The 23696-nt window shown below is 56.8% G+C and carries 21 protein-coding genes; 17 read left to right on the forward strand and 4 right to left on the reverse strand.

The annotated features are described in order from the left end of the window. Positions 1 to 74: 74 nt before the first annotated feature. Both flgK and flgL read left to right on the forward strand, forming a co-directional pair. Positions 75 to 1721, forward strand: coding sequence for a flagellar hook-associated protein FlgK (gene flgK / locus AC6I8V_RS07585; protein WP_497845272.1), 1647 nt, complete (start codon positions 75 to 77; stop codon positions 1719 to 1721). Positions 1722 to 1741: 20 nt separating this feature from the next. Continuing rightward, entirely contained in the window at positions 1742 to 2704 is a 963-nt protein-coding gene (flgL, locus tag AC6I8V_RS07590) for a flagellar hook-associated protein FlgL (RefSeq protein ID WP_497845273.1), read from the forward strand. A 205-nt stretch (positions 2705 to 2909) separates the two neighbouring features. Here flgL and rne read toward each other — a convergent pair whose 3' ends face one another. Next, positions 2910 to 6188 carry a ribonuclease E gene (rne, locus tag AC6I8V_RS07595; RefSeq protein ID WP_497845274.1) on the reverse strand — a complete coding sequence of 1093 codons (3279 nt, stop codon included), beginning with the start codon at positions 6186 to 6188 and terminating at the stop codon, positions 2910 to 2912. A gap of 573 nt (positions 6189 to 6761) precedes the next feature. Here rne and rluC point away from each other — a divergent pair. After that, positions 6762 to 7718: a 23S rRNA pseudouridine(955/2504/2580) synthase RluC gene (rluC, locus tag AC6I8V_RS07600; RefSeq protein ID WP_497845275.1), complete on the forward strand. Its 957-nt coding sequence runs from the start codon at positions 6762 to 6764 to the stop codon at positions 7716 to 7718. 59 nt (positions 7719 to 7777) lie between these two features. On the opposite strand, the gene AC6I8V_RS07605 is transcribed toward rluC, so the two are convergent. After that, the gene (locus AC6I8V_RS07605) at positions 7778 to 8359 is read right to left on the reverse strand and encodes a Maf family protein (protein WP_497845786.1); all 582 of its coding nucleotides are present in this window, start codon (positions 8357 to 8359) and stop codon (positions 7778 to 7780) included. 143 nt (positions 8360 to 8502) lie between these two features. Between AC6I8V_RS07605 and yceD the strand changes: the two genes are divergently transcribed. The 14 genes from yceD to ptsG all read left to right on the forward strand — a co-directional run bounded on the left by yceD (position 8503) and on the right by ptsG (position 20734). Further along, positions 8503 to 9024, forward strand: a complete 522-nt coding sequence (gene yceD, locus AC6I8V_RS07610; RefSeq protein ID WP_497845276.1) for a 23S rRNA accumulation protein YceD — start codon at positions 8503 to 8505, stop codon at positions 9022 to 9024. Positions 9025 to 9038: 14 nt separating this feature from the next. Continuing rightward, on the forward strand, positions 9039 to 9209 hold the full coding sequence (gene rpmF, locus AC6I8V_RS07615) for a 50S ribosomal protein L32 (RefSeq protein WP_013508656.1): 171 nt from the start codon (positions 9039 to 9041) through the stop codon (positions 9207 to 9209). Between the two features lie 26 nt (positions 9210 to 9235). Further along, on the forward strand, positions 9236 to 10276 hold the full coding sequence (plsX, locus tag AC6I8V_RS07620; RefSeq protein ID WP_497845277.1) for a phosphate acyltransferase PlsX: 1041 nt from the start codon (positions 9236 to 9238) through the stop codon (positions 10274 to 10276). Next, positions 10277 to 11230 (forward strand): beta-ketoacyl-ACP synthase III, encoded by a 954-nt coding sequence (locus AC6I8V_RS07625; RefSeq protein ID WP_497845278.1) that lies wholly within the window; start codon positions 10277 to 10279, stop codon positions 11228 to 11230. A 15-nt stretch (positions 11231 to 11245) separates the two neighbouring features. Beyond that, positions 11246 to 12178, forward strand: a complete 933-nt coding sequence (gene fabD, locus AC6I8V_RS07630) for an ACP S-malonyltransferase (RefSeq protein WP_497845279.1) — start codon at positions 11246 to 11248, stop codon at positions 12176 to 12178. 10 nt (positions 12179 to 12188) lie between these two features. Further along, positions 12189 to 12923, forward strand: a complete 735-nt coding sequence (fabG, locus tag AC6I8V_RS07635) for a 3-oxoacyl-ACP reductase FabG (RefSeq protein WP_497845280.1) — start codon at positions 12189 to 12191, stop codon at positions 12921 to 12923. A 153-nt stretch (positions 12924 to 13076) separates the two neighbouring features. Further along, entirely contained in the window at positions 13077 to 13313 is a 237-nt protein-coding gene (gene acpP / locus AC6I8V_RS07640) for an acyl carrier protein (RefSeq protein ID WP_497845281.1), read from the forward strand. Positions 13314 to 13399: 86 nt separating this feature from the next. Then, the gene (gene fabF / locus AC6I8V_RS07645) at positions 13400 to 14641 is read left to right on the forward strand and encodes a beta-ketoacyl-ACP synthase II (RefSeq protein WP_497845282.1); all 1242 of its coding nucleotides are present in this window, start codon (positions 13400 to 13402) and stop codon (positions 14639 to 14641) included. A gap of 124 nt (positions 14642 to 14765) precedes the next feature. Then, positions 14766 to 15578, forward strand: a complete 813-nt coding sequence (gene pabC, locus AC6I8V_RS07650) for an aminodeoxychorismate lyase (RefSeq protein WP_497845787.1) — start codon at positions 14766 to 14768, stop codon at positions 15576 to 15578. Beyond that, on the forward strand, positions 15575 to 16594 hold the full coding sequence (mltG, locus tag AC6I8V_RS07655) for an endolytic transglycosylase MltG (RefSeq protein WP_497845283.1): 1020 nt from the start codon (positions 15575 to 15577) through the stop codon (positions 16592 to 16594). Before pabC ends, mltG begins: the two co-directional genes overlap by 4 nt. After that, entirely contained in the window at positions 16584 to 17219 is a 636-nt protein-coding gene (tmk, locus tag AC6I8V_RS07660) for a dTMP kinase (RefSeq protein WP_497845284.1), read from the forward strand. The genes mltG and tmk overlap by 11 nt, the downstream gene beginning before the upstream one ends. Beyond that, positions 17216 to 18205, forward strand: coding sequence for a DNA polymerase III subunit delta' (holB, locus tag AC6I8V_RS07665; protein WP_497845285.1), 990 nt, complete (start codon positions 17216 to 17218; stop codon positions 18203 to 18205). Before tmk ends, holB begins: the two co-directional genes overlap by 4 nt. Positions 18206 to 18221: 16 nt before the next feature. Then, entirely contained in the window at positions 18222 to 19013 is a 792-nt protein-coding gene (locus AC6I8V_RS07670) for a metal-dependent hydrolase (protein ID WP_497845286.1), read from the forward strand. Between the two features lie 287 nt (positions 19014 to 19300). Then, complete coding sequence (gene ptsG / locus AC6I8V_RS07675; protein WP_497845287.1) at positions 19301 to 20734, forward strand: PTS glucose transporter subunit IIBC; 1434 nt, start codon at positions 19301 to 19303, stop codon at positions 20732 to 20734. A 32-nt stretch (positions 20735 to 20766) separates the two neighbouring features. Here the strand turns inward: ptsG and bglB are convergent, their stop codons facing one another. Continuing rightward, positions 20767 to 21906: a beta-galactosidase BglB gene (gene bglB, locus AC6I8V_RS07680; RefSeq protein WP_497845288.1), complete on the reverse strand. Its 1140-nt coding sequence runs from the start codon at positions 21904 to 21906 to the stop codon at positions 20767 to 20769. 9 nt (positions 21907 to 21915) lie between these two features. After that, a complete protein-coding gene (locus AC6I8V_RS07685) occupies positions 21916 to 23508 on the reverse strand; it encodes an MFS transporter (RefSeq protein ID WP_497845289.1) in 1593 nt (530 codons plus the stop codon). Positions 23509 to 23696: the final 188 nt, after the last annotated feature.

The following is a 23696-nucleotide window of genomic DNA, read 5'->3' on the forward strand; positions in this document are numbered from 1 at the left end:
CCTCGGGCGTTCCGACGCCCTGGAAACCGCACTGATGACAGCCAGCCCGGTGAACGGGAAATTAAGGAACCGAGATGTCCAGTATAATCAACTCAGCGATGAGCGGGCTGAGCGCCGCACAGGCCGCATTAAGTACCACCAGTAACAACATCAGTAACTACACCGTGGCAGGTTACTCGCGGCAAACCACTATTCTGGCGCAGTCGAGCAGTACTCTGTCGGGCAACAGCTATTACGGCAACGGCGTGACGGTGACCGGCGTGCAGCGTGAGTATGATGATTTCATCACCGCGCAGTTACGCAGCGCCAGCGCTACCTATAGCGCGGCGAATACTCAGTATTCACAGGTTTCCAATATCGATGACCTGCTGTCGACGTCCACCACCAGCCTGTCCGATTCGTTACAAAGTTTCTTTACTAACGTGCAGAACGTGGTCAGCAACGCCAACGACCCCTCTGCGCGTCAGTCGCTGCTGAGCTACGCCCAGGGGCTGGTGAACCAGTTCCAGAGTTCCTCGCAATATCTGACGAATATGCAGAACAGCGTGAACACGGATATCACCTCCAGCGTTGATCAAATCAACACCTACACCAGCCAGATTGCCGATCTGAATACTCAGATTGGCAAGCTGACCACCGGTGGCGGCACGGCACCGAACGATCTGCTGGATCAGCGCGATCAGCTGGTCAATAGCCTGAATAATATCGTCGGCGTGAACGTGTCGCAGCAGGATGGCAGCTATATCGTGACCATGGGCAGCACCACGCTGGTTAACGGCAAAAACAGCACCTCGCTGGTGGCGATGCCCTCCAGCAGCGACCCGTCACGTATCACCGTGGGTTATGTTGATAAGCAGGCGGGTAACGTAGAAATTCCTGAAAAAACCCTGACGACCGGCTCGCTTGGTGGCCTGCTGGCATTCCGTTCTCAGGACCTGGACAACGCGCAGAACCAACTGGGCCAGCTGGCGGCAGCCTTCACCACCAGTTTCAACGCCGTACAGACCGCCGGTTATGACGCCAATGGCGATCAGGGGACTAATTTCTTCAACATCGGCAGCCCGGAAGTGCTGAACAACACCAAAAACACCTCCACGGCGTCATTGACCGCCAGCTGGACAGATACCAGCGCGGTGAAAGCCTCGAACTACACCGTGAGCTATGACGGCAGCAACTGGTCGGTGGTCCGTGCTTCGGACAACGTCAGCGTGACGCCGACGCAGGGTACCGATGCCGATGGTAATACCACCCTGAGCTTTGACGGCCTGCAACTGACCGTAAGCGGGACGCCTGCTGCCAAAGACAGCTTCCTGGTTAAACCGGTGCAGAACGTGATTGGCGATATGTCTGTCGCCATCACCGATGAATCACAGATTGCCGCTGCGGGTACTGCCGACGGCGGTGAAAGTGATAACACCAATGCCCAGAAAATGATGGATTTGCAGGATGCCAATCTGGTCAATGGCAACGCTACCCTGACGCAGGCTTACGCCAGCCTGGTGAGTACCGTCGGTAACAAAACCAGCACGCTGGAAACCAAGAGCACTACTCAGGAAAACGTGGTGAACCAGCTGAGCGATCGTCAGCAGTCCGTATCGGGCGTCAACCTCGACGAGGAGTACGCCAACCTGACTAAATATCAGCAATATTACACGGCGAATGCGCAGGTGCTGCAAACGGCGAGCACCATTTTTAACGCGCTGATCGATAGCCTCGGCTAAGCAGAGAGAGGATAAAAAACATGCGTCTTAGTACCAATATGATTTTCAACCAGCAGGTGCGCGGCATTACCGATTCGCAATCCTCCTGGCTGAAAGTGGGTGAGCAGCTCTCCAGCGGCCGCCGCGTTAACAATCCGTCTGATGATCCGATTGCCGCCTCGCGTGCCGTGGTGTTGTCGCAGTCACAGGCGAAAAGCACCCAATATGCCACCGCGCGGAGCTTTGCCAACCAGAGCCTGTCGATGGAAGAGAATTCGCTCTCCAGCGTCACCAGCAGTATTCAGGATGCGCAGACCCTGATCGTCTACGGTTCCACCGGTACGCTGAGCGATGATGACCGCGCGTCAATCGCCACCCAGCTGGAAGGGATCCGTTCGCAGTTACTGGGCGAGGCCAACAGCAAAGACGGTAACGGCAACTATATCTATGCGGGCTACAAAACCGAAACCGCGCCTTTCACCGATGATGGTACCGGCGTCGCCTATGTAGGTGGCAGCGATGCGATTACCCAGAAGGTGGATGACAGCCGTACGATGGCGGTTGGCAACACTGGCTCCTCGGTGTTTATGTCGATCACCAGCAACGCCAAAGCCGAGCCGGACGGCAGCGCCAGCGAGACCAACCTGTTTAACATGCTCGATAGCGCGATTGCGGCGCTGAAAGTTCCGCAGGATGACGCTGACGATGCAACCAAAGCCACCTTCCAGGCGACGATGGATAAGACCAACCGTGGCCTGAGCAACTCACTCAACAACGTGCTGGCCGTGCGTTCTGACGTGGGTACCAAGATGGATGAGCTGGACACGCTGGATGCGCAGGGTGATGACCGCGATACCATTATGTCAACGCAGATGAGTGACCTGGTCAACGTCGATTACACCTCGGCGATCTCCAGCTACACCATGCAGCAGACGGCGTTGCAGGCGTCCTACACCGTGTTTACCCAGATGTCGAAGATGTCACTGTTCCAGATGAATTCGTAACCTGACCGACAAATTTGAGCGTACTTAAACCGGGTGCGCTTCTTTTTTCCCACTGCCTTCACCGGCCGTGGGATTTTTTTTGCCTGTAAGGTCGGGGGGCATATCGGGCGCTATCCGGCACCTGACCCGCGCGATAAATCGCGTCGCCGGTACGGCAATAAAAAAACCCCGGACTGGCCGGGGTTTTCACTGTGGAACGAATCGCTTAGATGCTTTCCGGTTTGGTTGCCGGTGCGGTGGCCTGCTGGGTGGCGCTGTGGCCGCCCGCAGAACCTCTGCCTGCGAAGGCGAACGGCGGACGTACCCAATCGCTGTGGCGAGCCGGTTCAGGTTCCCATGCCGGTGCCGGTGCTTTGGTCATCGGCGCAGAGGCGAAATGTTTCCAGCGCGTTTCTGCATTGTTCACCGCAGTATCACGAGCGGCGACAGGTGCATGAGGTTCGCTCACCGCTGCCGGCTGCGCTTCCGCTGTGACCGGAGCCGCCAGCACTTCTTCCACTTCAGCGGCGATTTCCGGTGCCACGTCGGCAGGTTCCTGCGCGGCGACGGCGACGGCTTCGTTCACGACAGGAGTGGCCTCTTCAGCTACGCTTGCTGCCGGTTCGGCTTCCGCCGCAGTGGCTTCAGCCACCACTTCATCCGCCGCAGAAATCACCGCAGGTTCCTCATGGACCGGCGCTTCAATCGCGCTGGTGTCATCAGTGTTCACCACCGGCACATCGGTGTGTGCCTGCGGTTCAGCCTGATGCACGGCGGCTTCTGCGTGTTGCTCAGCCACCACTTCCTGCGCCAGTTCGGCGCTGGCGGGCAGCGCAACGGCAGCAGCGGTCTCTTCGCGGCTGTAGTCCGGCGTCTCGTTCAGCGCATCCTGCGTGGCCAGCTCTTCGTTAGCCTGTGCAACCGGGTAACGCACCCACACTTTACCGGATGCCATTTCCGGTGACGCAGCAGCGGCAGCCAGCGGCATCGCGGATTGGGTTGGATAACGCTCGTCACGGTAACGACGACGACGCTGGCCGCTAACGCGCAGGTGACGTGGCGAACGACGTGAACGGCGCGGCATATTGGCGCTGTCACGGTTATCAACGTCATCCTGTTCATCGTTAACCGCTTCCGGTTCGTCGTACTGCGGCGCGCGCTGTGCGGTTTCGACCGGCGCTTCGTTAACTACCGGCGCTACTGCGTCAGTGGCTGACTCGCTGTTGTCACCAAAACGCACTTTCTGCGTCAGCTGACGTTGCTTGCGACGCGGCATCACCTGAACGCGTTCATCTTCCTGCTCTACCGCCTCTTCAACGATATCGGTCTGAACGATCGGCTCAGCGGCTTTCTGCTCCTGCTGCTGGGCGCGTTTCTCTTCCTGACGACGACGCTGACGCTCAGCACGCTGCTCGCGACGCTGTTGCTGCTGTTCTTCACGCTGCTGACGGGCTTCTTCCGTCTGCGCCGGGCTGCGTTCTTCACGCGGCTCGTTCTGACGTTTGTTGCGACGGTTCTCGCTGGTTTCACGCGGTTCGCGCGGCTCGCGGGCTTCGCGTGGCTCACGCGGTTCGCGGGCTTCGCGAGCTTCACGTACCGGTGCGTTCTCCTCGTTGCGCGGCGTGCGTTCACGACGGTTGTTGCGACGGTTATTACGACGATCGCCACGCGGTTGGGTGTTTTCACCTTCAGCCGCTTTGCTTTCCGCTGGTTCACTGGCCGCAGGAGCCGTTGCCGGTGCATCACCCGCAAACAGTTTCTTCAGGCCGCCCAGCAGGCGAGACATAAAGCCGGTGGTGGTGGCCGGGGCTGCGACAGTGGCGGTAGCTTTGGCTTTCGGCTCCGCTTTCGCCACAGGTTTGCTTTCTTCGTCCACTTCAACCGGCGCAGGTGGCGCATCCGGCATCACAAACGCGGCGAGAGCTGGCTGCTCAGGACGACGACGCTCCGCCTGTTCTTCTTCCGAAGGCAGCGCCATTTCGGCCTCATGCAGCTTCGGCAGATGGTAGCTCAGGGTCTGAGTTTCTTCGCCTTTACGCACGCGCAGGACGGAGTAGTGCGGGGTTTCCATCTGATCGTTCGGCACGATGATGGCGCGCACGCCACCCTGGCGCTTCTCAATGGCGCTTACCGCATCACGTTTTTCGTTCAGCAGGTAAGAGGCCACCGGTACCGGAACAATCGCGTGGACTTCTTTGGTGTTGTCTTTCAGCGCTTCTTCTTCAATCAGACGCAGAATGGACAGCGACAGCGATTCGTTATCACGGATGGTGCCGGTACCGCTACAGCGCGGGCAGACGTGATGGCTGGATTCACCCAGTGACGGGCTGAGGCGCTGACGCGACATCTCCAGCAGACCAAAGCGTGAAATATGGCTGATCTGAATACGCGCACGATCCTGACGCACCGCTTCACGCAGACGGTTTTCCACGGCACGCTGATGGCGTACTGGCGTCATGTCGATGAAGTCGATAACAATCAGGCCACCAAGGTCACGCAGACGCAGCTGACGTGCGATTTCGTCGGCGGCTTCGAGGTTGGTGTTGAACGCGGTCTCTTCGATATCGCCACCGCGGGTCGCGCGGGCGGAGTTGATATCGATAGCGGTCAGGGCTTCGGTGCTGTCGATAACAATCGAACCACCGGACGGCAGACGCACTTCGCGCTGGAAGGCGGATTCGATTTGCGATTCGATCTGGTAGTGGCTGAACAGCGGGATTTCACCGGTGTACAGTTTGATTTTGCTGCTGAAGTCCGGACGGCCCAGCGCAGCGATATGCTGACGCGCCAGCTCCAGTACTTTCGGGTTATCGATAAGGATTTCACCGATATCCTGACGCAGATAGTCGCGGAAGGCGCGCACGATCACGTTGCTTTCCTGATGGATCAGGAACGGCGCCGCACGGCTCTCGGCCGCTTTTTTGATCGCTTCCCAGTGCTTCAGACGGAAGCTGAGGTCCCACTGTAAGGATTCGGCAGATTTGCCGACGCCCGCGGTACGGACAATCAGGCCCATGCCTTCCGGCAGTTCCAGGGCTGACAGCGCTTCTTTCAGTTCGGTACGATCATCGCCTTCAATCCGGCGTGAAATGCCACCCGCACGCGGGTTGTTCGGCATCAGCACCAGGTAGCTACCGGCCAGCGAAATAAAGGTCGTCAGTGCTGCACCTTTATTACCGCGTTCCTCTTTATCTATCTGAACGATGACTTCCTGACCTTCACGCAGCACATCTTTGATGTTGGGACGTCCATGCGCGTTGTAATTGGCGGGGAAATATTCGCGGGAAATTTCTTTCAGAGGGAGAAAACCGTGACGCTCAGCACCGTAATCAACAAACGCAGCTTCAAGGCTGGGTTCAATACGGGTGATTTTACCTTTATAGATGTTGGCTTTTTTCTGCTCGTGTCCGGGGCTTTCGATATCCAGATCGTACAGACGTTGTCCGTCAACCAGGGCAACGCGCAACTCCTCCTGCTGAGTTGCGTTAATTAACATTCTTTTCATCGTGACTTACTCGTTATTCTCTCATGAGTGACAAAGCTGCGGGCATCGTTACCCTGGACGAGAATCAACCGATGGCCCCGTGTCTTTAATGCACTGACGTCAACCTCACGGTTGTCGGCGGCTAAAGGGGCGCAAATCTTGTCGGTGGCCTGTTTTTCATAAGGAAATCCAGCGCCTGAAGGTGGAAATGCTACAGAGTATTCAAAAATCCACACATCCCAGTCTGTCGTCCAGGCCGCAACCCGCAGCCCGCTAAGTGCCTGATTTAACATTACGTCTTACGCCATTGCTGCGTGTCCGTTTAATCCGGCAAAATGACTTATTTCGCTCTTTTTCTGGCCTGAATCTTTCCAGGGCAGAAACCCCTGCATTATTCCATTGCTAACCTTCATATAGCAAGGCGACTTTTGCCGAGCTGTGAAGTTTATTCATCCTTAACCTGTTCATTTGCAGGGGTAATCATTGCATCGCTGAAAAAGTCAGCATTTTGACGCTTCAGTAACACAACAAAGAGAGAGTTAAGCACAGAAAAAGGGGTGGCGCTATCCAGGGACACTATTTAGAATCGCCGCCATGAAAACAGAGAATCCTGGCGTACAGTTTGTCGCCATTACGGCTGAAAATGCCGGACAACGAATTGATAACTTTTTGCGCACCCAATTGAAGGGTGTGCCGAAAAGTATGATTTATCGCATTCTGCGTAAAGGCGAAGTGCGGGTTAATAAAAAGCGCATCAAACCCGAATATAAACTGGAAGAGGGCGATGAAATTCGTATCCCGCCGGTCAGGGTTGCCGAACGCGAAGAACAGGCGGTATCACCGAAGCTGGAAAAAGTGGCGTCGCTGGCCGATGCCATCCTGTATGAAGATGATTATCTGCTGGTGCTGAATAAACCGTCGGGGACTGCGGTACACGGCGGCAGCGGCCTGAGCTTTGGCGTGATTGAAGGATTGCGCGCGCTGCGTCCGGAAGCGCGCTTCCTTGAACTGGTGCATCGACTGGATCGCGACACTTCCGGTATTTTGCTGGTGGCGAAAAAACGCTCCGCGCTGCGTTCGCTGCACGAACAGCTGCGCGAGAAGGGGATGCAGAAAGATTATCTGGCGCTGGTGCGTGGTGACTGGCCATCGCATCTGAAAGTGGTGCAGGCGCCGTTGCTGAAAAATATCCTGCAAAGTGGCGAGCGCGTGGTGCGCGTCAGCGCGGAAGGTAAACCTTCGGAGACGCGTTTTAAAGTCGAAGAACGCTTTGGCTTCGCCACGCTGGTCAAAGCCAGCCCGGTAACCGGTCGTACCCATCAGATTCGCGTTCATACCCTGCATGGGGGGCATCCCATCGCTTTTGACGATCGTTACGGCGACCGTGAGTTTGATCGTCAGCTGGCAGCAACCGGGCTGTCCCGTCTGTTCCTCCATGCGGCCGCGCTCACCTTTACCCATCCCAACAGCGGGGAAACCCTGCGGATGGAAGCGCCGCTCGATGGCGCTCTGAAGCATTGCCTGGCACAGCTGCGGCTGAAAAAAGCGTAAGTCACCTCCGATAGCAGCGCGATAAATCGCGCTGCTACGTTTGCGTGCGAAGACTGGCCTCAGGCTAATGGATTGATGCCCGCCTGTCGCAGCATTGCATTCAGCGCAATCAGCGGTAAGCCAATCAACGTATTGGGATCGCGACCTTCCAGCCGTTCAAACAGACAAATCCCCAGACCTTCGCTTTTGAAGCTGCCTGCACACTGCAATGGCTGCTCTTTCTCGACATAACCGGCGATCTCAGCGGCGCTGAGGGCGCGAAAATGCACGGTAAAGGGTTCGCAACAGAGAAATTGCTGGCCGCTTTGCGGCTGGATCAACGCCAGGCCAGTATAAAACGTAATGGCTTTGCCGCTGGCTGCCGCCAGTTGCCGTCGGGCGTTTTCGGCGGTCAGCGGTTTGCCGGTGATGTTGCCATCCAGCACGCATACCTGATCGGAGCCAATGATCCAGTGCTCCGGGTACTGGGCAGCCAGCGCCTGCGCTTTCGCCAGTGCCAGCCGCTGCACTAACGTTTCAGCCGCTTCACCGGGCTGTGGCGTCTCATCAGTGTGCGGCGCGGCACAGATAAAAGGAAGGCCAAGTTTGCCGAGCAAAGCCTGACGGAAGGGGGAGGTTGAAGCCAAAATCAGCGGTGTCATCATTTTTTTTCAGAATTGATAGCGTAAAGAAGACAGTCATTTTAAACTGTGCGCCGCACTGGATGCGACTAACGGGTGAAAGATGCCGTAAAACGGCCTTTTTCTTTGACTCTATGACGTTACAAAGTTAATATTCGCGCCCTATGCAAAAGGTAAAATTACCCCTGACGCTCGATCCGGTACGCGCCGCGCAGAAACGCCTTGATTATCATGGCGTTTATACACCTGAACTGGTGGCGCGCGTGGCCGACTCGGTCGTGAGTGTGGACAGTGATGTGGAATGTGCCATGTCGTTTGCGGTTGACAACCAGCGCCTCGCGGTTCTGCAAGGAACAGCTGAAGTGCAGGTTACGTTGTTATGTCAGCGCTGCAACCAGCCGTTTCCGCATCATGTCCACGTAAGCTATTGCTTCAGTCCTGTCTCTACGGAGGAACAGGCCGAGGCACTGCCGGAAGCCTACGAACCGGTTGATGTCGATGATTTTGGCGAGATCAGCCTGTTGGCGGTGATTGAAGATGAAATCATCCTCGCACTGCCCGTGGTTCCGGTGCATGATTCTGAACACTGTGAAGTGTCCGACGCGGACATGGTCTTTGGAAAGTTGCCTGAAGAGGCAGAAAAACCAAACCCATTTGCCGTATTAGCCAGTTTAAAGCGTAAGTAATAGGAGTAAGGTCCATGGCCGTACAACAGAATAAACCCACCCGTTCTAAGCGTGGCATGCGTCGTTCTCATGACGCTCTGACCACCACCACTCTGTCTGTAGATAAAGTTTCTGGCGAAACTCATCTGCGTCACCACATCACTGCGGATGGTTACTACCGCGGTCGCAAGGTTATCGCTAAGTAATTCTTGCGGTTACGCAAGGCGATACTTTGACACGTTTGACCCTGGCGATTGATGCCATGGGCGGGGACTTCGGTCCCTGCGTGACAGTGCCTGCAGCCTTGCAGGCACTGGCCTCTCATTCGCAACTGATTCTTCTTCTGGTCGGTAATCCCGACATCATCACGCCATTACTTGCCAAAGCGGATTCCTCGGTAACGGGGCGTGTGCAGGTCATCCCTGCCGAATCGGTTATTGCAAGTGATGCCAGACCTTCTCAGGCGATTCGCAACAGTCGCGGCAGTTCGATGCGCGTTGCGCTCGAGCTGGTAAAAGAGGGTAAGGCGCAGGCCTGTATCAGCGCGGGAAATACCGGTGCGCTGATGGGCCTGGCTAAGCTGTTGCTGAAACCGCTGGACGGGATTGAACGTCCGGCGTTAATGACCGTGCTGCCGCACCAGCAGCACGGTAAAACTGTGGTGCTGGACCTGGGCGCGAACGTCGACTCCGACAGTGAGATGCTGGTGCAATTTGCCGTGATGGGCGCGGTCGTAGCCGAAGAAGTGCTGGCTATTCCGCAACCGCGCGTCGCACTGCTCAACATCGGGCAGGAAGAGAGCAAAGGTCTGGAAAGCATCCGTACAGCAGCGGCGGTGCTGCGGGAATCCCCGCAAATCAACTATATTGGTTATCTTGAGGGGAATGATCTCCTCACCGGCAAAACGGATGTGCTGGTTTGCGATGGCTTTGTCGGTAACGTCACGCTGAAAACCATGGAAGGCGTGGTAAGAATGTTTCTTTCGCTGTTGAAATCGTCAGGGGAAGGAAAAAAACGGGCCTGGTGGCTGAAATGGCTGGGACGCTGGATTCAAAAGCGTCTGGCGAAGCGTTTCGGTCATCTCAACCCCGACCAGTACAATGGCGCTTGTCTGTTAGGATTGCGCGGGACGGTAATCAAAAGCCACGGTGCGGCGAATAAACGCGCGTTTGCCGTGGCGATAGAGCAGGCAGAGCAGGCGGTGCGGCGGCAAGTCCCAGAGCGGATTGCGGCGCGCCTGAACACTGTATTAGCCAGGAGTGACAAAGCGTAGATGTTTACCAAAATTCTCGGTACGGGCAGTTATTTGCCCAGCCAGGTGCGTAGCAACGCGGACCTGGAAAAAATGGTGGAGACTTCGGACGAGTGGATTGTCACCCGTACCGGCATCCGTGAACGCCGCATTGCAGCGCCGGATGAGACCGTAGCCAGCATGGGTTACACTGCTGCACAACGCGCGCTGGAGATGGCGGGTGTGGCGGCCAGTGACGTTGGCTTGATCATTGTGGCGACGACCTCTTCCAGCCACGCCTTCCCCAGTTCAGCCTGCATGATCCAGCAAATGCTGGAGATCAATGATTGCGCCGCGTTTGACCTTGCGGCAGCATGCGCAGGCTTTACCTACGCCCTCAGCGTGGCCGATCAATACATCAAAAACGGTGCAGTGAAACATGCGCTGGTGATTGGTGCGGACGTGCTGGCCCGTACGCTGGACCCGGAAGATCGCGGCACCATCATCCTGTTTGGTGATGGCGCGGGCGCGGTCGTACTGGGGCAGAGCAGCGAGCCGGGGATCATTTCTACCCATCTGCACGCTGACGGTCGCTACGGCAAATTGCTGACGCTGCCTTACCAGGATCGTGAGAACCAGGCGCAGCCGGCTTACCTCACCATGGCAGGCAACGAAGTCTTCAAAGTGGCCGTGACCGAACTGGCGCACATTGTCGATGAAACGCTGCAGGCGAATAATCTCGATCGTGAAATGCTCGACTGGCTGGTGCCGCATCAGGCTAACCTGCGCATTATCAGCGCGACAGCGAAAAAGCTCGGCATGGGGATGGATAAAGTGGTGGTGACGCTGGATCGTCACGGCAACACCTCTGCCGCATCGGTGCCAAGCGCGCTGGATGAAGCCGTACGTGATGGCCGCATCCAGCGAGGACAACTGATTCTGCTGGAAGCCTTTGGTGGTGGTTTCACCTGGGGTTCCGCGCTGGTTCGCTTTTGATTACAGGAACGAAAGATGACGCAATTTGCTTTTGTGTTCCCAGGACAGGGATCGCAGACCGTCGGTATGTTGGCCGATCTGGCTGCTGAATACCCGCAGGTAGAAGCCACTTTCCGTGAAGCTTCTGATGCGCTGGGCTATGACTTGTGGCAGCTGGTGCAACAGGGACCGGCTGAAGAACTGAACAAAACCTGGCAGACTCAGCCCGCGTTGCTGGCCGCTTCCGTCGCGATTTATCGCGTCTGGCAGAGCAAAGGCGCGGCGCAACCGGTGCTGATGGCAGGTCACAGCCTGGGTGAATACTCGGCGCTGGTGTGCGCGGGCGTGCTGAATTTTGCTGATGCCATCAAGCTGGTTGAACTGCGCGGTAAGCTGATGCAGGAAGCGGTGCCGGAAGGTACGGGCGCCATGCAGGCGATTATCGGCCTTGATGACGCAGCCATCCGCAAAGCCTGTGAAGAGAGTGCACAGGGCCAGGTAGTTTCACCGGTTAACTTCAACTCGCCGGGTCAGGTAGTGATTGCCGGTAACAAAGAAGCCGTTGAACGTGCTGGCGCGGCCTGTAAAGCAGCCGGTGCCAAACGTGCGCTGCCGTTGCCGGTCAGCGTGCCGTCTCACTGCGCGCTGATGAAGCCTGCCGCCGAGAAACTGGCCGTGGCGCTCGAATCGATCACCTTTAATGCGCCGTCAGTGCCGGTGGTCAACAACGTTGACGTGAAATGCGAAACCAGCCCGGAAGCGATCCGTAGCGCGCTGGTTCGTCAGCTTTACAGTCCGGTACGCTGGACGGAAGCGGTTGAATTTATTGCCACGCAGGGTGTAACCCAGTTGCTGGAGATGGGTCCAGGCAAAGTGCTGACCGGTCTTACCAAACGTATTGTGGACAGCCTGACCGCCGCAGCGGTGAACGATCCCGCGTCACTGACTGCTGCGCTTACACAGGAATAAGAGGAAAATCATGAGCTTTGAAGGTAAAGTTGCGCTGGTTACTGGCGCGAGCCGCGGCATTGGTCGCGCCATTGCGGAAACGCTGGCAGCGCGCGGTGCTAAAGTGGTGGGTACCGCCACCAGCGAAAGCGGCGCGGAGGCAATCAGTGCTTACCTCGGCAACAGTGGTAAAGGTCTGCTGCTGAACGTGACCGATCCTGCTTCCGTTGAGAGCGTGCTCGAGAAAGTGCGCGCAGAATTTGGCGAAGTGGACATTTTAGTCAATAATGCAGGCATTACGCGTGACAATCTGTTGATGCGCATGAAAGACGATGAGTGGGCGGATATCCTTGATACCAACCTGACATCGGTCTTCCGTCTTTCTAAGGCGGTTATGCGTGCCATGATGAAAAAACGCGTGGGCCGTATCATCACCATCGGTTCTGTAGTTGGAACCATGGGTAACGCGGGTCAGGCAAACTACGCTGCAGCAAAAGCAGGTTTGATTGGCTTTAGCAAATCACTGGCGCGAGAAGTCGCGTCACGTGGCATTACCGTGAACGTCGTGGCACCGGGCTTTATTGAAACGGACATGACGCGTGCACTGAACGAAGATCAGCGCTCGGGCATTCTGGCCGAAGTCCCGGCAGGTCGCTTAGGTGACCCGCAGGAAATCGCCAATGCTGTTGCATTCTTAGCCTCTGACGAAGCAGCCTACATCACGGGTGAGACGCTGCACGTCAATGGCGGCATGTACATGGTCTGATAATCACGAAATCATTTGCATTATTCGCGGTATTAACCGCAGAATAGCGTAAAATCGTGGTTCGACCAGCCGGGATTTTGTTGCATCTTTTTCAACATTTTATACACTACGAAAACCATCGCGAAAGCGAGTTTTGATAGGAAATTAAATAGTATGAGCGATATCGAACAACGCGTTAAGGCAATCATTATTGAGCAGCTGGGTGTGGATGAAGGACAAGTTACAAACAACGCTTCCTTCGTTGATGACCTGGGCGCCGATTCTCTTGACACCGTTGAGCTGGTAATGGCTCTGGAAGAAGCGTTTGATACTGAAATTCCAGACGAAGAAGCTGAGAAAATCACTACCGTTCAGGCAGCGATCGATTACATCACTAGCCACAAAGGCTAATGAATATCTTCAGGCGGTCGCTCGACCGCCTGAGTTTTATGGTTTGTCCCACATAGCTTATTTTTATCCCTCCCTGGAGGACGAACGTGTCTAAGCGTCGTGTAGTTGTGACCGGTCTTGGCATGTTGTCTCCTGTCGGCAATACCGTAGAGTCTACCTGGAGTGCTCTCCTTGCCGGTCAGAGCGGCATTAACCTGATCGACCATTTTGATACCAGTGCCTATGCAACGCGTTTTGCAGGTTTGGTAAGAGATTTCAATTGTGATGATTTCATCTCGCGCAAAGATCAGCGCAAGATGGATGATTTCATCCAATACGGCATCGTTGCCGGTATACAGGCTATGCAGGACTGCGGTCTGGTCGTGACTGATGAAAATGCGGGTCGCGTCGGAGCGGCTATTGGTTCTGGCATTGGCGGCCTGGGTTTGATTGAAGAAAACCACAGCTCGCTGGTCAATGGCGGTCCACGCAAAATCAGTCCGTTCTTCGTGCCTTCTACCATTGTCAACATGGTCGCGGGTCATCTGACGATTATGTATGGCCTGAAAGGTCCGAGTATCTCTATCGCGACGGCCTGTACCTCTGGTGTTCATAACATCGGTCACGCTGCACGCATCATTGCATACAACGATGCCGATGTGATGCTGGCCGGTGGCGCAGAAAAAGCCAGTACGCCGCTGGGCGTGGGTGGCTTTGGTGCCGCACGAGCTCTCTCAACCCGTAACGAAAATCCGCAGGCGGCAAGCCGTCCGTGGGACAAAGATCGTGACGGTTTTGTGCTGGGCGACGGCGCAGGCATCGTGGTACTCGAAGAGTACGAGCACGCGAAGAAACGCGGCGCGAAAATTTATGCTGAAGTCGTTGGCTTCGGTATGAGTAGCGATGCTTACCACATGACGTCACCGCCGGAAAACGGTGCAGGCGCGGCGCTGGCGATGGCCAATGCACTGCGTGATGCGCAGCTCGACCCGGAGCAGATTGGTTACGTCAACGCGCATGGCACCTCGACGCCAGCCGGTGATAAAGCGGAAACGCAGGCAGTGAAATCGATCTTTGGTGCTGCGGCCAGTTCAGTCATGGTCAGCTCAACCAAATCGATGACCGGCCACCTGTTGGGTGCTGCGGGCGCGGTAGAGTCAATCTACTCGATTCTGGCGCTGCGCGACCAGGCGGTTCCGCCGACCATCAACCTCGACAATCCAGACGAAGGTTGTGATCTGGACTTCGTGCCCCATACGGCACGTCAAGTCAGTGGTCTGGAATATACGCTGTGTAACTCCTTCGGCTTCGGTGGAACCAACGGTTCGCTGATCTTCCGCAAGGTGTAATTCACACCGCTGTGAAAAAAGGCCCGCATTGCGGGCCTTTTTTATATTTTGTCACGCAGTGGCGTGGAATCTTACGACCTTCAATGGTATTTCAAAGCAAGGTCAACTCGCTGAGGTCGCTATGATGTGGATAAATGGAACGGAACAGACGCAGCTGGATGCGCGCGATCGCGCCGTGCAGTTTGGCGATGGCTGTTTCACCACGGCGGCGGTCAATGCCGGACAGATTCAGCTGCTGCCGGATCATCTGCAACGTTTAAAACAGGGCTGTGAACGGTTGCTGATGGCCGAGCCAGACTGGCCGCAGCTCGAAGCGGAAATGCGCGCGGCCGCGCAGGGGCAGAATCAGGCGGTGTTAAAAGTGATTCTGACGCCGGGAGCCGGTGGTCGCGGCTACAGCCGGGCGGGATGCAGCAATCCAACGCGTCTGCTCTCGCTTGCGCCCTGGCCGCACCATTATCAGAGCCTGCAACAGCAGGGCGCGCGCCTGGTGACCAGTCCGGTGCGGCTGGCGCGCAACCCGCTGCTGGCGGGGATTAAACACCTTAACCGTCTGGAACAGGTGCTGATTCGCCACCATCTTGACCAGACGGACGCTGACGAGGCGCTGGTGCTTGACACTGAGGGGACGGTGGTGGAATGCTGTGCGGCCAATTTATTCTGGCGCGAAGGCGATAACGTGTTTACGCCGCGCCTTGAACAGGCTGGCGTGGCAGGCATTATGCGGCGTTATCTGCTAGCGCAGATGGCTGCTTCAGGCCAGGCTTGTCAGCTGATTGACGGCAGCAGGGAGAGAGTACTCGCCGCTGATGAAGTGGTGATTTGCAACGCCCTGATGCCGGTTTTACCCGTGCGTAGTATTGACGACATTTCGTTCACCGCACGTTCGCTGTACCAGCAACTGCTCGCCAGTTGCCAGAAAATGGAAGCACCATGACTCGAATGAAAAAAATTATCGCCGGCGTCACGGTGATTGTGGGCCTCGCTGCGGCCTTTAGCTATTGGCAGATTGAACGGTTCGCCGATACGCCTTTAACCCTGAATCAGGAAACCATTTTCACCCTGCCCGCAGGCACTGGCCGGGTGGCGCTGGAAGCGCAGCTGGAAAGCCAGCATGTCATTGCGCCGAGCCTGTGGTTCGGTCCGTTGCTGAAACTGGAGCCGGAACTGGCGCGCTTTAAGGCCGGTACCTATCGGCTGGAAAGCAACATGACGGTACGTCAGTTGCTGACGTTGCTCGCCAGCGGGAAAGAAGCGCAATTCCCGGTGCGTTTTGTCGAAGGTTCGCGTCTGAAAGAGTGGCTGGCTGAGCTGCGCGCGGCCCCTTATGTTAAGCACACCCTGAAAGATGATCAGTTCGCCACCGTTGCTGAGGCGCTGAAGCTTGACGTCGGTCAGCTGGAAGGCGGCTTTTATCCCGATACCTATCTCTATACCGCCAACACCAGCGATGTGGCGCTGCTGGAGCGTGCACATGCGCGCATGGATAAGCTGGTGGATGAGATCTGGCAGGATCGTATGGATAATCTGCCGTACAAAAAAGAGCAGGATCTGGTTACCATGGCCTCGATCATTGAGAAAGAGACCGGCGTCAGCGAGGAGCGCGCCCGCGTGGCGTCCGTATTTATCAATCGTCTGCGCATTGGCATGAAGTTACAAACCGATCCGACGGTTATTTACGGCATGGGCGACAGTTACGCGGGTACGCTGACACGTAAAGATCTCGACACGCCGACCGATTACAATACCTATACCATTAGCGGGATGCCGCCAGGCCCCATCGCCATGCCTGGCCGGGCTTCGCTGGAAGCGGCGGCACACCCGGAAAAAACCAATTACCTCTATTTTGTTGCGGATGGTAAAGGTGGTCACACCTTCACTACCAACCTGGCCAGCCACAATAAAGCCGTGCAGGTGTATCGGCTGGCAATGAAGGAAAAAAATGAAAAGTAAGTTTATCGTCATTGAAGGCCTTGAAGGGGCGGGCAAAACTACCGCGCGTGATGCGGTGGTGGCGGTGCTGCGCGAGCAGGGCATTGATGATCTGGTGTTCACGCGTGAGCCGGGCGGCACCCCGCTGGCTGAGCAACTGCGCGTGCTGGTCAAGCAGGGCATTGAGGGCGAGCAGGTCACCGACAAGGCCGAACTGCTGATGCTGTACGCTGCCCGCGTGCAGCTGGTGGAAAACGTGATCAAACCGGCGCTGGCCCGCGGCGCCTGGGTGATCGGCGATCGCCACGATCTCTCTTCACAGGCGTACCAGGGGGGCGGACGGGGTCTTGATACCGCCCTGATGAGCACCTTACGTGATGCGGTGCTGGGCGAGTTTCGCCCGGATCTCACCCTCTATCTCGACGTCACGCCAGACATTGGTCTGCAACGCGCCCGCGCCCGTGGCGAGCTGGACCGTATCGAGCAGGAGTCACTGCGCTTTTTTGAACGCACCCGCGAGCGTTATCTGGCGCTGGCGGCGGCGGATCCGACCATCGTCACCATCGATGCCACCCAATCCCTGCAACAGGTGACCCAGTCGTTGCAATCAGCGCTACGCAACTGGCTGGCAGGTCAGAACGCATGAACTGGTATCCGTGGCTGAACCAGCCCTATCGGCAAATCATTACCCGCCATCAGAGCGGCCAGGCGCATCATGCCTTGCTGATCCAGGCCATCAATGGCATGGGCGACGATGCGCTGGTGTGGGGCGTCAGCCGCTGGCTGATGTGCCAGCGACCAGAAGGGCTGAAAAGCTGCGGCCAGTGCCACGGTTGTCAGCTGATGCAGGCGCAGACGCACCCCGACTGGTATCGGCTGGAAGCGGAAAAGGGCAAATCCTCGCTGGGGATTGACGCGGTGCGCGACGTCAGCGAAAAACTGTATCACTTTGCCCAGCAGGGCGGCGCGAAAGTGGTCTGGCTGCCGGATGCCGCGCAGCTGACCGAGGCCGCCGCCAATGCGCTGCTGAAAACGCTGGAAGAACCGCCCGCCAACACATGGTTTTTCCTCAGCACACGGGAGCCTTCACGCCTGCTCGCTACGCTGCGCAGCCGCTGTATGACCTGGCATCTGTCGCCGCCCGATGAGATCCACAGCCTGCAATGGCTACACAAGCAGATTTCACAGCCGGACGAGACGCTGCGTGCCGCGTTGCGGCTGAGTAACGGTGCGCCAGCGGCGGCGCTGACGGTGCTGCAACCGGCGCGCTGGCAACTGCGTCAGGCGTTATGCGACGCACTGCCCGGCGCGTTGCAGCAGGATGTGTTGCAGCTGCTGCCTGCGTTAAACAGCGAGGATGTGGCTGATCGCCTGAACTGGCTGCTGTCGCTGCTGGTGGATGCCATGAAAGTGCAGCAGGGCGCGAGCCGCTGGCTGAGCAACGGCGATCGCCCGGATGTGGTGACGCTCCTGGCGCAACAGCTTAACAGCAGCGCCCTGAATGCCAGCGTGCAGCTGTGGATGCAGTGCCGTGAGCAGTTGCAGCAGGTGGCGTCACTCAACCGTGAATTAATGTTGACCGACCGTTTGCTGAGCTGGGGCCGCCTGTTTGCCCCGGCAACGGTCGGATAACCGAAAAGAGAAAAGTATGTTTATTGTTGATTCCCATTGCCACCTTGATGGCCTGGATTACGAAAAGCAGCACCGCGATTTGGATGATGTGATCGCCAAAGCCGCCGCGCGTGATGTGAAGTTTATGCTGGCGATTGCCACCACGCTGCCGGACTACCATACGCTGAAAGCGCTGGTCGGCGACCGCGAGAATATCGCGCTGGCCTGCGGCGTCCATCCGCTGAATCAGGAAACCCCGTATGATGTCGCGGAGTTTCGTCGTCTGGCGGCGGAAGACCGGGTGGTCGCGTTGGGTGAAACCGGGCTGGATTATTTTTATCAGCAGGAGACCAAAGCGCAGCAGCAGGCGTCGTTCCGCGAGCATATTCGCACCGGGATTGCACTCAATAAGCCGATCATTGTCCATACCCGCGATGCGCGTGAAGACACGCTGGCGATCCTGCGTGAAGAACAGGTTGAAAAGTGCGGCGGCGTGCTGCATTGCTTCACCGAAGATAAAGATACCGCAGCGAAGCTGCTGGATATGGGCTTCTATATCTCGTTTTCCGGCATTCTGACCTTCCGCAATGCCGAGCAAATTCGTGATGCCGCACGTTACGTGCCGCTGGATCGGATGCTGGTGGAGACCGACTCGCCGTATCTGGCACCGGTACCGCACCGGGGTAAAGAGAATCAGCCCGCGTTTACCCGTGATGTGGCCGATTATATGGCGGTGCTGAAAGGGGTGGATATTGCCACACTTGCCGCCGCCACCACTGAGAACTTCTCACGTCTTTTTCACATTCCGATGAGCCGTCTTGGCGGCTAGCGCCTTTTATTTCAAACTCTGTAATTAATCAGAAATTCATCAGTTGCGTTGCGCCCGCAGGGGCGCAGCCAGTTATTTGTTGCTGAAAATCCCGGCAAGTCAGTAAGAAATACCTGAAAGGCTGAGGATGTCATGAGCGAAACGTGATAGCCGTCAAAGTAACAAAAATCGATTTATTTTACCCTTCGTAATAAATCAAAAGACGCCAAGCGTCATCCCGGTAAAGGACCTCCCCCTTTGCCACGCGCACTGCGCGAAAATGCACTCATACTCAGGAGCTTCACGCTATGTTCAAGAACGCATTTGCGAACCTGCAAAAAGTAGGTAAATCGCTGATGTTACCGGTGTCGGTGTTGCCGATTGCCGGTATTTTATTAGGTGTTGGTTCAGCTGAATTTAGCTGGTTGCCTGCCGTAGTTTCGCATGTGATGGCTGAAGCGGGCGGTTCGGTGTTTGCCAACATGCCGCTGATTTTTGCCATTGGTGTGGCGCTCGGCTTTACCAATAACGACGGCGTTTCCGCGCTGGCGGCCGTGGTGGCCTACGGCATCATGGTGAAAACGCTGGCCGTGGTTGCACCGCTGGTGCTGCATCTGCCTGCGGCAGAGATCGAAGCGAAACATCTGGCCGATACCGGTGTGCTGGGCGGGATTATCGCCGGTGCCATCGCGGCGTATATGTTTAATCGCTTCTACCGCATCAAGCTGCCGGAATACCTCGGCTTCTTTGCCGGTAAGCGTTTTGTGCCGATTATCTCCGGCCTGACTGCGATTTTCACCGGTGTGGTGCTCTCCTTTATCTGGCCTCCGGTCGGTACTGCGATTCAGGACTTCTCACAGTGGGCGGCTTATCAGAACCCGGTAGTGGCGTTTGGTATCTATGGCGTGGTTGAGCGTGCGCTGGTGCCGTTTGGCCTGCACCACATCTGGAACGTTCCTTTCCAGATGCAGATTGGTGAGTTCACCAATGCCGCAGGTCAGGTGTTCCACGGTGATATTCCGCGCTATATGGCGGGTGACCCGACCGCGGGCAAACTGTCTGGCGGCTTCCTGTTCAAAATGTATGGTCTGCCTGCGGCTGCCATCGCTATCTGGCACTCCGCTAAACCGGAAAACCGTGCCAAAGTGGGCGGTATCATGATCTCCGCCGCGCTGACCTCGTTCCTGACCGGTATCACCGAGCCGATCGAGTTCTCCTTCATGTTCGTCGCGCCGATCCTGTATGTGATCCACGCTATTCTGGCTGGCCTGGCATTCCCGATCTGTATCCTGCTCGGTATGCGTGATGGCACCAGCTTCTCGCACGGTCTGATCGACTTTGTCGTGCTGAGCGGCAACAGCAGCAAAATCTGGCTGTTCCCGATTATCGGTATCATTTACGGTCTGATTTACTACACCGTGTTCCGCGTACTGATCGTCAAACTGAACCTGAAAACGCCGGGTCGTGAAGAGACTGCGGTTGAGCAGAGCACCGCCAGCGGCAGCGAAATGGCCGGTAAACTGGTCACTGCGTTCGGTGGCAAAGAGAACATCACCAACCTGGATGCCTGTATCACACGTCTGCGTGTAAGCGTGGCTGATGTGGGTAAAGTGGACCAGACTGAACTGAAAAGCCTCGGCGCGCGTGGCGTTGTGGTGGCAGGTTCCGGTGTGCAGGCGATTTTCGGCACCAAGTCGGATAACCTGAAAACCGAAATGGATGACTATATCCGTAGCATGTAATGCACAGTGGCCCCCGAATGGGGGCCATTTTGTTATAGATAGACCCGCAAATACTCCGTCAGACACAGCAGCGCCATCGCCTGACCATACGGCATCGAGGTCAGCGGCACCTGGCGATAGTACTCCAGATCGCTCCCCATCGCGGTGCCAAACGACACCTGCTTCAGCTCCCCATCCTCATCAATATTGGCAATCACGCCACGCAGCGCTTTTTCCGCCAGCGGCAGATAGTCGCGCGACAGGTAACGTTTACGTACTGCCTTCAGAATGCCGTAGGCAAAACCGGCGGTGGCAGACGCTTCCGGGTAGCTGTCAGGATCGTCCAGCAGGGTATGCCATAGGCCGCTGCTATGCTGGCAGGTTGCCAGCGCCTTCACCTGGCTCTCCAGCGCCTGTTGCAGAAAACGGCGTGTGGCGTGCTGTTCCGGCCAGTTCATCATTTCCAGAAAATCAGGGATGACGATGGTGACCCAGCTGTTGCCGCGCGCCCAGCGTGCATTGGCGAAGTTGTGGCGACCCGCAAAGTTCCAGCCGTGGAACCATAAGCCAGTCTGGCGATCCATCAGATACTGGGTGTGAATCAGGAACTGATAGCTGGCTTCCTCAATAAACGCCGGACGATCCAGCAGCTGGCCAATCTTCGCCAGCGCCATCACGCTCATCATCAGGGTATCGTCCCACAGCTGCTGAGTGTTCTCGTTGTTATATACGATATGTTGCAGCCCACCGTTTTCGGTACGCGGCATTTCATACATCACCCATTCCGCCCAGCGCTCCAGCACCGGTCGCCATGCCGGGTTGCGCGTCTCTTCATAGCGATACGCCAGCGTCAGAAACGGACACACGGTGTTGACGTTTTTGGTCGGCGTGCCTTCAGCCAGCCGGGTGCTGAACCAGTCATCAATAATCTTCAGCGTGGCCTGGTCGCCGGTCTGCTGGTAATAATGCAGCATACCGTACAGGCCGATGCCGTGCGTCCACTCCCAGCCTGCCCAGCCTTTGGTATCAATCACGCGTCCATCATCGAGACGCAGCAAAAACTCGCCGCTATGGTCGGTAATATTGACCAGGTTCTGCGTCAGCTGATGGATTAGCTGCACCAGCTCCTTGCGGGGCAGCAGATACTCCGGCTGGCGTAACAGGTCACTATGCTTTACAGGAAATACGGTCATGGTTCATTCCTATCGTTTTGATGGGGTAGGGAGAGGATGCAGGGGGCTGCGCTGGCGCGGCAAAGGCGGCGCAGCGGGCTTATGGCGGTTGAGATAACCGACGTTGTTATTGCCCCAAAGATTTTCGTACGGCATACCCGCCAGGGTTTCGACGATCTCACGCGCTTCCGGCGTGATACGTTCCGGCACCACCCGCCCGGCGTCACGCATTTTCAGCGTCTCTTCACGCAGCACGGTATGGGTATGCAGATTGAGTTTGAAGCGCAGCGACACCAGAAAGCCGCAGGTCAGCACGCAGACGGTGCCGATACTGAGGATCACCAGGATGGTATGGCTCACCGCCGGCACCTGTGACGCCTGGCCGGAGACAAATCCCGCCAGCTGCAACAGGATACCCACCACCATCACCGCACCCGCCTGCGAGGCTTTGCGCGTCAGCGTCATAATGCCGGCGAAGATCCCTTCACGACGCTGGCCGGTGATCACCTCGTCAACGTCGGCGATGTAGGTGTAGGTGTTCCACGGCACATAGTTGATGCCGCCACGACCCAGCCCGGCGAGGCCGGAAATCAGTACCAGCAGCGCCATGCTGTCGTTCATCCCGGCGTACCACAATCCGGCGTAGGAGAGGGCGCTCAGGCCGAACAGCACCACCACCAGACGATAAGCCGGTGCCGGTCCAAGGCGGATGCACAGCGGGATCATCGCCATCACCGCGATAAATTGCAGCACGGCCATGGTACCCATCAGGCTGGAGGCGATTTGGGCGCTTTGCATCAGTACAAACACCACGTACCAGGTGAACACCGCGTTAAACACATCCTGGGCGATATAGCCACCGAGATACATGCCGAGATGCTGGCGGAAGATGCGTACGCGCAGCGTCGATCCCAGCTCCAGATACAGACGTTTCAGGCTCTGGAGCAGCGTCAGCTGATGTTTTTCCTGTTCGGCGCGCAGCGATTCGGCTGAAAAATCATCCGGGTCGCGTTCCCAGGTAAAGCGCCACACCAGCGTCAGCACCAGCGCGCAAATCACCGCAAACACCAGGCTGGCGTAGAAGAACGATAGTGGGTTGGCTTTACCGAACCAGCCAATCAGGATGCCCGGCAGAAACGCGGCCAGAATCGCCGACAGCTGGGCCAGCGCGATGCGCGCGCCGGAGAAACGGGTCTTTTGTTTGAAATCATCGGTCATCTCCGGCACCAGGGTTTCGTAAGGCACCAGAATCATGGTGTAGACGATGTCGAACAGCAGGTAGGTCAGCAGATACCACCAGAAACTCATATCGGCAAGCCACATCAGGCTGTAGCTGAATACGCAGGGGATGCCGAGCAGGATAAAGAACTTACGCCGCCCAAAGCGTTTGCCGAGCCAGGTGGAGCCGAAATTGTCGGTCAGGAAGCCCATCAGCGGGCTGACCAGCGCATCCAGCACGCGGGCGGCGGCAAAGATAAAGGTGGCTTCGATAGGCGTCAGCCCACAAAACGTGGTGTAGAAGTAAAGCAGCCAGGCGGCAGTCAACGCCGTGGTGCCTGCGCCGAGGAAATCCCCGGAGCCGTAGGCCAGATAGTGGCCCAGACCAATCTTACGTGAGCGCATTGCAGGTACTCCCTGAGACAAATGTGGTGTACATCCCTCATCCTTCCGGACAGCTGGCTCGGATTGGTTAGAAAGTAGAGCCGTCAGCGGGGCTAAACCTTCGCGATTTGGCAAGGTTGTCGGGCTGAGTGGCAAAATCACAAAGAAACAGCCGTGATAAATCTAATTTATAAAACAGCGTTTCATTT

Source organism: Pantoea sp. X-Soil-TKNS-1207 (assembly GCF_059730485.1).